Origin of the sequence: Mycobacterium sp., assembly GCF_004298145.1 — a bacterium.
Lineage (GTDB): Bacteria > Actinomycetota > Actinomycetes > Mycobacteriales > Mycobacteriaceae > Mycobacterium.
Map to the genome: position 1 here is coordinate 112,164 of NZ_SCRH01000032.1, position 12,494 is coordinate 124,657.

A 12,494-nucleotide genomic window follows, 5' to 3' on the forward strand; every position below is an offset into this window, starting at 1 on the left:
GCCGACACCGACCCTATCCCGCGCGCGGATGCGGCCAGGGGTTGACACTTTCCGCGCTCGTCCGATATATATCAGACACCCGATGTCTGAAACGGGGAAGTGGGTCGTTGTGGTGGCCTTCAGCCACCACAACGCGATCTGCCCGACAGGAGGCGATCGTGGCCGTTTCCACCAGAGCGAACGACTCTGTTAGCGCCCGCGAGCTCGCATTGAAAAGCATGCTGACACAGCGCCTATGCGTGTGGAGCGGGCCGCTGCTGATCATGCTCACTGGCTCGGCGCTCTGGCTGGTCATGGGCTTCATCCCGCCACCGTCGCCCAGCGCCAGCGCGGAGACGATCCGTCAGATGTACATCGATCATCAGACCCGGATCAGGGTAGGCCTGATCCTGACGGTGGTGTCCTGTGGTCTGGCGTTTCCGTGGGCTGTCGCGATCGCGGTGCAGATGCAGCGCATCGAGGGCCGCTGGAGTCCCATGGCTCTCAGCCAACTCATCGCGGGTGTGGCACTGCCGATTCTGTACATCCTGCCCGTCATGGCCTGGGCGACTGCCGCATTCCGCCCCGATGAGCGCTCGGCCGAGCTGACTCGGTTCGCCAACGACCTCGGTTGGTTCCCGTTCGTGGGGGTGGGTTCACCCGCCTTCATTCAGAGCATCGCCATCGCCATCGCCACATTCCGCGATATCCGGCCCAACCCGGTGTTCAAGCGTTGGGTCGGGTATTTCAACATCTGGTGTGTGCTGTTGTTCTTCGCCGGCGCGATGATCTACGCGTTCAAATCGGGTCCACTGGCCTGGAACGGGGTCATCGCGTTCTGGATCCCGGTGGTGGTCTTCGTCGCCTGGATCTTCGTGATGACGTATGTGCTGCTGGCAGCGATCAATGACCAGGAGAATGAGCTGAACGCGGCGCCGGAAGGGATCGTCGAGTTCGAGTCCGATCTGCACGGCAAGGTCAGTGAACTCGCCGCGGAAGTGGAATCGCTAAGACGGCAGCTTCATCGTCAGCCGACCGCGGCGGGGAATGGCTGACGCGATTGTGGCTAGCCTGGTGTCGCTGCGCCGATAGGCATCGACGCGCTGTTACGTGATCGACCGGCCCGTTCGGGAACACCAAAACCCCTGCACCACATGACGAAACGACCTCTTCCCTGACGGCAACTGAGCCGACTCATCAACGAAGTCCCGTGCAAGAAGCACGATTTCGCGAGACATCCATGTCGCGCACCATCGAGATCTGCCGCAAGCTCAAGGAGGCGAACTCCGGCGCCCGTCGACCGGCAGCGCGCGCCACAAGCGATTCGAGGGTCGCTGATCCGAGAGTGTTCGATCCGCCTTCCGTTGATCGTGTGCAATTCTCCACGTATCAACGAAGTACATCCTCCAATGCGGATATTGCGATGCGGCGGATACGACGTCAGGACGCGCAGCAGAGTCGTCGGGGTTGGTCAGCTGGAAGGCTGACGCCAGTGGCCGAAGATGTCCTCCTGTAGGAATCCTGGTGGGGCCGCGACGACATCGGGGATGGAGTTGATGCAGACTGTGGCGGTCGGGAATGAGAACGAGGACTCGTCCTCGTCGTCGGTGTAGACCATGTCGACCTTCAGCCCGGGGCGACCGTCGATCTCGACACGCACGAAGTACGGCGGTGGCTTGCCCTCTTCGCCCTGCGGAGCCAGCACCCAGTCCTCGGGCATACCGTCGGAGCCCATATAGGTGACCCACTGGTGGGTGATGAAGGCGTCGCCGTTGCGCATACCCGAGAACTCGTGCAGGACAGCCTTAATGGTGCCTTCTTTCAGGGTGCCCATCGCGACGTCCATATCGCGGTCGGCGAGGACGACGTCGGCCTTACTGGGCACCACCATGTCGAGTTTCACGCCGAGCAGGTCGGCAAGTTTGGCGACCGCGGCGGGCAACAGCCGCAGCCCGTAGTACAGCACGCCGGGGGAGTCCAGGCTGCGGTCTTCGGGCCGCTTACCGAACCCGACCTCCGAGAGCAGCAATTCCCCTGGATTGGTCGAGACATCCATCGACTCGATCATCCGGATTTTGTTTACCTTGGCGACACTTCCGGACAGCAGTGCTGCGACCCGGTCACATACGAAGCCCGGGTCGATACCCGATCCGTACAGGGTGGAGCCGCCCTTGGTGCAGGCCGCCTCGAGTGCCGCCATCCGTTCGGGGCCTTCAATGAGAGGTGAGAAGTAGGACGCGGTTGAGATGACGTTCTTGCCGGATTCCAGAAGAGCGATCACGTCGTCGTCGAAGGGCAGCAGTCCCTGCGGGCCGACGCCCACCGAGCAGTGGATCACCACGTCGGCGTCGAGGTCGAGGATTGCCTGCCTCGAGGTGGTGGCGCTGATGCCGGTGGCCGGCCGCCCGCAGAGTTCCCCGGCGTCGCGACCATCCTTGGCCGCCGAGGAGACCCACACGCCGACCAGCTCGAGGTCGGGGTGGTCGATGATCTGCCGCAGGGCCCAGCTACCCACCGAACCTGTCGCCCACTGCACCACGCGATATGTCATGGGCGGATCTCCTTCAGTTGAATCACGGATTCCTCCGGGGTAGCAGTTCGGGGCGGTTGGGCGCCGATTCACGGGAAATGGATTTGGGGGGATCGGCACAAGTGAACGTCGTTGGCCCGCAGATGCCGCCGTGCGGTGTGGGCTTGCGGCATCAGTCCTGCCAGCTGAACGATCGTTCTTGCAGCCACGTGATGACGATACCATGATATCTGTTCGTAAACAGATATCATCGTGAGATTTCCGCCCGCTGAAACCGGCACGTGCAGAAGATGTTCGGCGCCGTGAGCCGCTCCGCGCGGGAGCGCGCCGGTGTAGTGACGCATGAAGTACAGAAAGTAACCAAGATCCATCTGGGGTTGCCCAGACCGGCTTCCTCCCAGTCGATCGCCGCGCGATCGGCAGATCGTCGCGGACAGGCATGTTCGCCAGCCGCGCATCGCCCCAACACAACACGGTCGGCTCAGGCCCAGTGGGTTGACTATCGCGCGGCGTTGCGAGGGCGGCCACGATCAGTGGATCGGGCGACCCGTTACCCGAGAAGGCGGCGTATCGTTTCAACTAGTCAGCTGCTTTTCGTGCGGTGTGGCCCCCGGATCGGGGTGCCAAATCGTCGCCAGACCCGCTTTCTTCCAATCGATCCCGTGTGCCTGCGCCATGACGGTCAGCGGTGCGCCAAGGTAAGCCGGGTTGTCATGCGTGAGTCAAAATGGCTGGTCGCGGGTGCCGAGAACGGAACACGGCGTGTCTGCCTATGGTTGTGTACCGTCGGCGCCCTTTAGGTAGCTGCTTACTTCTATGCTGCGACCCAGCGCGTCGGGGAGTTCGTTGGGCTGCAGGACGAAAGCGGCCATGTCCAGGATTCCTACGAAGTCGACTCCGGCGTCGATGAAAGGCCGGAATTGGGCGGCGGCCTCGGCGGGTGAACCGTAGAAGTAGGACTTTTCGGCCATCTCGCGGGTTGCGCGACCCGCCCATTCCTCGACCTCGACCGTGCTCATCGACAGCGGCAGCATCTTCATCGCGTAGTGCCAATCCCGGGGCATCGGTGGTTCGATACCCTCTGTATCCCAATCAGATTGGTTGACGCGGCCGGCGATGGCGGTGAGCCAGCGGGTCAGCTTGTTGTCCAGTGCCCGGTCGACGACATTGGGGTCCTCATGCAGCAGCATGGTCGCCCAGACGCCGAATCTGAAGGCATCCGGGTCACGTCCCTTGCGTACCAATTGCGCCCGCATCGTGTCGCGCTCCTCGGCAAACTTCTCCGGAGAACTCCATACGAACGGGCACATGGTGCAAAAGCCGTCGCCGTAGCTGGTGGCCAGGTCGATGATGCGGGGTCCGCCGCCCAGGCCCCACAGTTCGGGCCGGTTGGCCTTGGCGGTCCCAATCCACGCGTCGGTCAGCGTGGTGTGGTGTCCTTCGAAGTTGATCGGACCGTCGGTGGTCATCAGTTTGTCGAAGACGCGGTAGATGTCTTCGAGCCGGTCGATGCCTTGCGCGCGTTTCCAGCCAAACGGCTTGCACTGCTTGATTTCCCCGGCGCCGATCTGCACGATCGTGCGACCCCCGGTCAGGTCGGCCAGGGTGAGCATCGACTGGGCCAGTTCGGCCGGCCCGCGCCGGATCGAGTCGGTCGACAGCACGATACCCAGTTCCGGGGCCAGCGCCGAGGCGTAGCCGGCCATCGTCCACATGTCGGGAAAGCTGTCACAATCCGGCATGACCGCGGCGAGCGGTGTGTTCTCCGGCGTCCACAACCCCTGTGGGTACCAGGAGGTCAATTGGTCCCACACCTGAAAGTAGTCGACGACGCCGCTCGCCGCGATCGCCTGGGCCATCTGACCGAACGCGGTCGGAGGAAGATGGCGATCGACTGTTACGGGGATGCTTGTCTCCAGCGTTGGCACGGCCACCGGCTCTCTTCTGTCCGCACACCGGGCGGGAAAGCTGGATGCGGCGTTGGCTGTGTGAACGTATGTTCACACATGAAGAAATATGTTAGCGCCGCCACATTGAGTTGAAAATATCCATTTGCCTTAGAAATCGAGACGATCGACCGCAGGGGTAACGGCGATGGCATTAACGTCCGCTGACCCCCCCACCGTCGAGTCGAGGACATAGCGCGGCGACTGTGCCTGGTTGCCGGACCGCTGACGCCGATCGGCTTCGCCATCGGAGCTACCCGATTGGCCTCCATGGCCGGAACTACTTTGCTCGCGAACGGGTTCGGGTCGTTTTTTGTCCGCCGCCCGGTATCGCGCCGACGGGGTCGGCGACCCGGCGATACAGGGTGTTCCAGAATATCTCGGCGTAGTCGTCGAGCCGGTCCAGGTACGCGCCGTCATCGAGAGGTGGCGTGGCAGAAAGGGTCCGGTGCACCATGCTTGCTAACCACGTCGCGATTTCGGTCGCAGGCAGATCCGGTTGGACCCAGCCGCCGCGAACTCCTCGCTCGATGTGATCGCTGAGATCGTCGATGCTGTTGCGGACGAATGCGCGATAGGCGGCGTCAACGCGTGTCTCGAACAAGGCGGTGTCGCGCGCCGCGGCCAACACGGCCACGTGCGGGCGGTAGCGTGCCAGGGCATCGGCGACGTCTTGGCGTAGCTCGGCCCGGGTGGGTGCGCGATCGCGCACGGCCCATCCGGCGGGGGCTGACCCCGCCGCTACCCCTACCTCCTCAAGCCAGGCCAACAGCAGATCGACCTTGTCTTCGAAATACACGTAGAACGTGGTACGCGTCAGGCCGGCTGCGGCGCTTAATTTTTCGACACTGACTTCGGTGTAGTGCATCCCAGTCGCGTGGAACCGTTCGAGGGCCCGCAGCAGCTTGTCGCGGGTTGCCGTGCGACGCGAGTCTCGGTCACTCTGCTTGCTACGCGTGGTCGGGGGCATGATGTCTCGGAGGCTGGTGGGTGGGTGCGTACAGGGTGTTCCACACGATCGTGGTGAGGCTGTCGATCCATCTGTCCGGGTTGTCGAGTTGCCCGGTCGCGGTGAGTTCGTACAGACCGCTCTGGGTCATCGACGCCAATAGGCCCGCAGTCCTGTGGGACTCGAGCGTCGGGTCGAGACTGCCCTGCTTCTGCCCGTGGACCAGTTCCACGGCATACCCGTCAAGTCCTTCTTCGAAAAGTGTCGAAAAATGTTGGCGGACTGCGGAATCATGAGTGGCCACCTGTTCGACCGCGCGTAGCAGTTGCCGGTGACGTTGGTAGGTGGCGAAAATGCGCTCGGTTACAGTTCGTAGCTGCTCCCAGGTACCATCCTGCGGTAGTGCCCACCACGCGAGTGTGGCGTCGAAGAGCTCGACGACGGCGTCCTCGGTCAGCGCGCGCAGTAGATCGCCGGTGTCTTCGAAGTAGACATAGAACCGTGACCGCGAGATGCCGGCCGAACGGCTGAGGGCGGCGACGCTGAGGTCGGAGTAGACCGTGCCGTCCTCGAGAAGAACCTCGAGTGTGGAAGAGAGTCGGGCTACGATCGCGCGGCGTCGCTCGTCCCGGTTGGATTGCCTGGCCGGCTCAGGCCCGCTCGTGCCGGCTAGCTGGTCGTCAGGCATCGTCCACATAGTATGCAATTTGATCGGCCGCACTTCCGGATAACTCGGTCGGTGCATCAGCCGGATCCCACCGGGCGACGGGACGGCGTAAGTGAATGGCGGGCCGCATTCGCCAGCGCGTCAGCGAGTTCCCGAGCTGATCGCTCGCCGGCTGCGACGGCGGTGTTGACGTTGCCTGACGAGTTGTAGGACCCGGCAAGGTGAATGCGGCCGCCGCGGCGACGGGTGGCGTAGAAGCGGCCGAGCTCTCGGTATAGGCCGGGGTGGCTGTACACCAGGACCGGGTACCAGCGGTTGACCCGGATGAACTCGATCTGGTCGGCGACACCCGGCATCAGTGGTTCGGCATCCCGCAAGAGTCCGGTGAGCACCGTGTCGTCGTCGTCTTCGGCGTGCTCTACGGCCCATTCGTTCATGGAATACAGCCCGATCAGCCCTTTGCCCGGTGGCGTACGCCCCGGCGCTTTGTTGTGCTCGGCGATGATCGCGAACAGTGCATCCGAGGACGGGCGGGGAAAGACGACGAACGATGCGGGCATGTTGGCGGGCGGTCGTGACAGCCCGACGTTGATGTTGATGCACGACGTGTATCGCAGGTTGCGCAGGAACGCGGCGCGGTCGGGCTCGAGCTGGGGAAGCAGGTCGGGGACTTCGTTGCCCATCGAGCTGACGATCGCACCCGCGCCGGTTTCGGTGTGCTGGCCGTCGGGCCCGGTCCACGTGATTTCGACGCCGTCGGGACGCTCGACGATCTCCTCGACAGCGACCCCGAGACGTACATCCAACGGGGCGGCCAGCCGCCGCATGAATGACGTGTACCCGTCGCGGAATGCATAGAGCTTGGTGCCCAGCACTTTCTGCCAGAGAAAGAAGAACTCGACGACCGAGATAACGTCGCCGGGCACACCGGCGCCCGCACGCACCGTGGGTTCGATCAAGTAGTCGTAGAGTTCGCCATCGATCCCACGACGGGCGGCGTATGCGGCGGGCGTCTCCCGATCATAAGCGCTGGCCAGCGAAAGATCCTCGTAGCTAAGCAGTTTCCCGATCCGTAGCGCATCGATTGCCAGCTTGCCGACCTGGAGCTTGGCGCGCGTGGACAAGAGTTTGGTGCGGGCGGCGTCCAGCGCGAGGTTGTCGGCCCGCAACAAGTGCAGCCTCTTGTCTCGAACGAATCCCATCAGTGAGTTCGACGGGATCAGCTCATCGCGCATGCCGATCTCGTCGACCAGCCCCATGACCGCCGCGTAGGCCTCGGGAAGGACCGTGGCACCCGTCTCCATCACGAACCCATCCTGTTTGACGGTCAGGAGTTGTCCGCCCACCCGATCGCGCCGCTCGAGCACCACGACCCGGTGGCCCCGGCTGGATAGTCGGTGTGCGGCGGCGAGGCCTGAGGGTCCGGCGCCAACGACGAATACCGGTCCAGACGCGGCGGTTTCCGGCATTGCGACCTCCTTGTCGACAAACTATTAACACAACGACCTTACATACTGTCTTGGGTAGAGACATAATGGCAGGACATGATGTAAGTTCAGCCGGACCGGCTCATCGACGAGAGGAACGGGCCACTGCCGTGAGCGATGTAATGGCGTTGAGCGACCCCCGCGCGCAGCTCGCGGAACACACCGGTGGCAAGGGCGCCAACCTTGCCGCCTTGAGCGCCGCGGGCTTCCCGGTCCCCGAAGGCCTCGTCGTCACCACTGCCGCCTACAGCGCGTTCATCGAGCAATCCGCGTTGCAGGACCGCATCGCCACGTGGCTGGCCGAGGCCGACTACGACGACGCCGCGGCATTCGAGCAGACCACCGCGCGTATCCGCAACGCCATCATCGAGGCGTCGATGCCCGCCGGGCTGGCCGCCGACATCGCCGCGTGTTACGGGCAGTTGCCAAGCGACAGCTATGTGGCGGTTCGGTCTTCGGGAACCGCTGAGGACCTGGCCGGGACGTCATTCGCCGGGCTGCACGACACGTATCTGGACATCCGTGGCACCGAAGCCGTCACCGACGCGGTCAAGCGCTGCTGGGCGTCGATGTGGACTGCCCGCGCCACCCACTATCGCCACCGCGCGGGCATCGATCATGGCAACGCCAAAATCGCCGTCGTGATCCAGGAAATGGTCGAGTCCGAGGTCTCCGGTGTGCTGTTCACCGCCAATCCGCTGACAGCCGATACCGAACAGATGGTGATCAACGCCAACTGGGGATTGGGCGAGAGCGTGGTGGCCGGCATCGTCACGCCGGATTCCTGGGTTCTCGACGGCGAAACGCTGGAGCCCATCGAACGCACCCTCGGTGACAAGGAAGTCACGGTTGTGCGCGATCCCGATGCCGCGCACGGCACGTTCAGCCGTGAAACCTGTCCCGAGGACCGCAAGCGGTTCACCCTTACCGACCACCAACTCGCCGAACTCGGCGCGCTCGGTAGGCGAGTCGAGATCGCCTACGACGAAATGCCACAGGACATCGAGTGGGCAATTGCGGGGGGCCGCCTCTACTTACTGCAATCCCGGCCGGTCACCGGAGTCGAGCTGTCGTGGGACAGCCACGTCGATGAATGGCAGAAGCTGCCCGACCGCGACGACGCCGTCTGGACTCGCACCTGGGCTGACGAACAGTGGACCGGCGCGGTGACGCCGCTGTTCTATTCCTGGCGGGCCGAAATGTTCACGCGCGCCTACTCGCGCTGCGCCGATCTCTGGGGCATACCGGAGATGAAACACGGTCGAATGTTCAAGTTCCACAAGGCCGAGGCGTACTTCAACTGCGGACTCGAACGGGCCATCATCGAACACACCGTGTTCCCGGCGTTCCGGCCCGGTCCGAACGTACTCAACCACGTACCGCCCACCTGGCACGGCGAGATCTTGTCCTCGCCATTCAGCATCGCCAGGTACCTGAAGATGCATGCCCGGATCACCGCCGCGGGCGACCCGGCCAATACGCCGTATGCGTTTCTGAAGACATTCGACGACTGGTTCTACAATCGCGTCGATGAAGCGTCGGGCTTGCCCGACGACCAATTGCGTAGGCTGTCAGACCGGGCGCTCGAACGCCACGCCGAAGAACTGCTCGAGCTGGAATTCTCATTTGCAGAACAACTTTGGGCCGGCTACTACCTCTACGCCAGGGATGCTTTTTCTTTTCTCGGCTGGATGCTCGCGCACTGGTACACCGGCGACAACCCCCTGGCCTTCGGCGAACTGCTCTCCGGTGCCGCCCGCCGCACGGCGACGCTGCAGGAGAACATAGAGCTCCTTGGCTTCGCCGAGGAAATCCGCGAATCACCCGACCTGCGGGCACTGTTTGACGCCCATGAGGGAAACAGCTTCTTCGCCGCACTAGAGAAATCCGAAGCGGGACAGGACTTTCTCAACCGGTATCGGATGTTCGCACACGCCAACGCGCACCGTGGGCACGCCGAACGTGACATCTACTATCGGCGAAGACTCGAAGATCCCTCGATGGACTACCGGGCGTGGCAGACGATGTTGTCCAGCCCCGAGGCGCTCGATCCCGAAGGCAACGAACAGCGCGTCAACGCCCGCCGCGATGCCGTGCTCGACGAGGTCGTCGACAACATCAAGAAGCGCCCGTTCGGGTTTCTGCGGGCCGAGCTGTTCAAGCTCATCCACGACTGGCTGCTGAGGTTCCTGATCGTGCGTGACGACGAGAGGTACTACATCGACCGCTCGACGTACTCGGCCAAACGCGCGTTCGTCGAGATCGGTCGCAGGCTTCAGGAGCGCGGGATCTTCGAAACCGATCGTGACTTCCAATTCCTCAGCCGCAGCGAACTTTACGAAGTTTTGCGGCGCAACGAAGCAACCCCGCTGACCAAAGCGAAGATTGCCGGGCGGATGCGTGACTTCGACCGCTTCGTCGCGCGGGAGGCCAAGCTGCCCACCTACCTGCAGGCGGGCAAGCCGGTAGCGATGACCGACGACAACGCGGAAGGCGACCTGACTGGCATCGGTACCAGCCACGGCACCATCACCGGCCGCGCCCGTGTCCTGCACGGCATAGAAGAGATCGGCCGTGTCCAGAAGGGCGACATCCTGGTCACCAACCACACCGATCCCGGATGGACTCCCGTATTCCTGGTGATCTCCGGCATCGTGCTGGAGACGGGTGGAATGCTCGCGCACGGATCGCTGCTGGCTCGCGAATACGGTTTTCCCGCCGTGCAGATCGCCGGTGCGACGGAGCTGATCCCCGACGGCGCATTGATCACCGTCGACGGCGATACCGGCCGAGTGCATCTGGAAAACGTGGACCAAGAAATCGATTCCGACGACATGGCGGAGGCTGCCCGATGATCGAGACCGACCCTCGCCGTGATCAGCTCCACCTCCCAGATCCGCTGCCTACCGAGTACAGCGAAAACCTGATCCTGATGGGATACGACCAGGCCAGCGACCACGCGTTCTATTGGCACTGGAGCCGCATGCACACCGATCCCAATCGCTGGGAAGGGCTGGTGGTGATCTACCGGCCCGGCGGAGAGATTCTGTGCCGCAGGGAGTTCGGGACGCACGGCAACAACGTCGACGTCGCGAGCTCGGGAAACTGCTCGTTCACCGTTGAGGAGCCGTTACAGCGCTGGCACGCCCGGTTCAGCGGACACGCCACCAAGACCACCACTGACATCGCCGCCGGCGCGCTTGTCCCGGACGGTCCGACGGTATCGCTGGAAGCCGACCTGGTCTTCGACGGGGTATTCGGCACATTCAGTGCCGGAGCCGCGATGGACAATCAGGACTGGGGCGACGGCCACCTGGAGCAGGGCGGCCGCGTCACCGGAGACATCGTCGTCGATGGGGCCGAAGCGATTCACGTCGACTGCCTAGCGTTCCGGGATCACACCTGGGGCAGGCGCAACTACCTGACATTGGACCGCCACACGTGGTGCTACGGCTTTTTCCCAAGCGGCAGGGTATTTCTGGTCCTCGAAGCGTGGCACGACAGCGACCACGGCCCAGAGCACGCGCAGTTCGGCTTCATCGTCGAAGACGGCAAGATGCTTCGTGCCTCACCCACCAGAACCCCGGGCCTCGACGACCCGACGGGAGAGCCCAGAACTTTCACGGTGGAGCTCGACAGCGACCTCGGCCCCATGTCGATAGACGTCACGATGAGGCACGCGATGTCATTTCATCTGGCACATCCACTCGAAATGCCCTTGGGCACAAGCTGGGCCGACGAAAGCAACACAATCAACGTCGAGGGACCGACCGTCGTGCAATGCAACGGCGAGCTCGGCACCGGATGGGTGGAACGCACCAACCGCGCGGGTCGGCTGTCGCGCCCGCGGTAACGGAAGCACCCAGGACCGCGCATCGCAACCACCGATCGGGCGGCAAGCCGCGGAGAACCGCTTGCCGCTGTCGGGCAGGGCACCTCAGTGCTGCACGGGTGCGAGTGTTGCTGGGCGGTCGACCGGTTCGGGGGCACCGCTACGTTTTGCGGCGACGTATCGGATGATCAGATGCAGCATGGCTACCGCCATGGCGATCGTGGCGAACGCGGCCAGGTACTTGACCGTCATGTTCGATCCGGCATGCAGAGCCGAAAATATCGGCCAACCCATGCCGACGCTGCCGGCGGCGTCGAGGACCATCGGGATCGGCAGTAGCAGCAGTAACCGCCAGCCGGCAAAAAAGCCACCCGTCACCAGCAGGACCACCGCGGTTTCGATCGGCCCGCCGATATTAATGGCAAACCAGTACAGCGGCAGTCCAAATACTTTCATCGGGGGATTTCCGTAGTATTGATACATCCCGGAGTTAATCGCCGGGATCTCGACAGCAAGATCTGCGACCCAGAAAACCCCTATCCACAGCCACATTCGGGCGCGTGTGACCCCGCGCTCGAAGGCGCGCAACATCAGGTACGGGATACCACCAAAGAGGGCAATGTAGACGAAGAGTCCCCAGACTGGGACAGGCCCGAACGTGTCGAACATGACCCATTGCCCCGGGCGTGGATGCCATACCAGGCCCAGAAGATCATCGATCGGCTCATTGAAATAGGCGACCCCGCCACCGGCCATCAGAACCAACAGCAGGGGACTGCGCCGCAGGACGAGCTCGACCACCGCATAGACAACAAAGGCGAGAACCACGGCCGCCCAAATGCCGGTGTAGACGATCTGCGCGGTATGGGGCATGACGAGGTAGTCAGGTGCCGTAGGCCGATTCATCAGCGCCTCTCCGTGCGGCAGGTAGCGAAACTGGCTGGCGCACATCAGTGTTCGCGGTCGAAGACAACTACTTTCATTCGACGTCGGTACTCGACTCGCACGCTAGCCCCCGCCAAACCCGTTCCCTTGGACCCGATTGTCATCCCAGAAGGCCGAACACCATAAACGATCGTTCATATTATGCTGCCCACGCGATCA

At 63.1% G+C, this 12,494-nt stretch carries 9 protein-coding genes; 3 read left to right on the forward strand and 6 right to left on the reverse strand.

The genetic code is table 11. The features are described 5' to 3' along the window. The first annotated feature begins 218 nt into the window (after nucleotides 1-218). Entirely contained in the window at nucleotides 219-1,034 is an 816-nt protein-coding gene (locus EPN51_RS12465) for a hypothetical protein (RefSeq protein WP_293042694.1), read from the forward strand. Nucleotides 1,035-1,450: 416 nt separating this feature from the next. Here EPN51_RS12465 and EPN51_RS12470 read toward each other — a convergent pair whose 3' ends face one another. The 5 genes from EPN51_RS12470 to EPN51_RS12490 all read right to left on the reverse strand — a co-directional run bounded on the left by EPN51_RS12470 (nucleotide 1,451) and on the right by EPN51_RS12490 (nucleotide 7,540). Then, a complete protein-coding gene (locus EPN51_RS12470) occupies nucleotides 1,451-2,530 on the reverse strand; it encodes a hypothetical protein (RefSeq protein ID WP_293042697.1) in 1,080 nt (359 codons plus the stop codon). Nucleotides 2,531-3,279: 749 nt separating this feature from the next. After that, nucleotides 3,280-4,443 (reverse strand): LLM class flavin-dependent oxidoreductase, encoded by a 1,164-nt coding sequence (locus tag EPN51_RS12475; RefSeq protein ID WP_293042700.1) that lies wholly within the window; start codon nucleotides 4,441-4,443, stop codon nucleotides 3,280-3,282. A 292-nt stretch (nucleotides 4,444-4,735) separates the two neighbouring features. Beyond that, nucleotides 4,736-5,425, reverse strand: coding sequence for a TetR/AcrR family transcriptional regulator (locus EPN51_RS12480; RefSeq protein ID WP_293042703.1), 690 nt, complete (start codon nucleotides 5,423-5,425; stop codon nucleotides 4,736-4,738). Then, nucleotides 5,406-6,092, reverse strand: a complete 687-nt coding sequence (locus EPN51_RS12485) for a TetR/AcrR family transcriptional regulator (RefSeq protein ID WP_293042706.1) — start codon at nucleotides 6,090-6,092, stop codon at nucleotides 5,406-5,408. Before EPN51_RS12485 ends, EPN51_RS12480 begins: the two co-directional genes overlap by 20 nt. 56 nt (nucleotides 6,093-6,148) lie before the next feature. Further along, on the reverse strand, nucleotides 6,149-7,540 hold the full coding sequence (locus EPN51_RS12490) for an NAD(P)/FAD-dependent oxidoreductase (protein ID WP_293042709.1): 1,392 nt from the start codon (nucleotides 7,538-7,540) through the stop codon (nucleotides 6,149-6,151). A gap of 128 nt (nucleotides 7,541-7,668) precedes the next feature. On the opposite strand from EPN51_RS12490, the gene EPN51_RS12495 reads away from it, so the two are divergent. Together EPN51_RS12495 and EPN51_RS12500 are read left to right on the forward strand one after the other, a co-directional pair. After that, on the forward strand, nucleotides 7,669-10,413 hold the full coding sequence (locus EPN51_RS12495; protein ID WP_293042710.1) for a PEP/pyruvate-binding domain-containing protein: 2,745 nt from the start codon (nucleotides 7,669-7,671) through the stop codon (nucleotides 10,411-10,413). Beyond that, nucleotides 10,410-11,411: a hypothetical protein gene (locus tag EPN51_RS12500; protein WP_293042712.1), complete on the forward strand. Its 1,002-nt coding sequence runs from the start codon at nucleotides 10,410-10,412 to the stop codon at nucleotides 11,409-11,411. Before EPN51_RS12495 ends, EPN51_RS12500 begins: the two co-directional genes overlap by 4 nt. 84 nt (nucleotides 11,412-11,495) lie before the next feature. On the opposite strand, the gene EPN51_RS12505 is transcribed toward EPN51_RS12500, so the two are convergent. Further along, on the reverse strand, nucleotides 11,496-12,296 hold the full coding sequence (locus EPN51_RS12505; RefSeq protein WP_293042714.1) for a hypothetical protein: 801 nt from the start codon (nucleotides 12,294-12,296) through the stop codon (nucleotides 11,496-11,498). Between the last annotated feature and the right edge of the window lie 198 nt (nucleotides 12,297-12,494).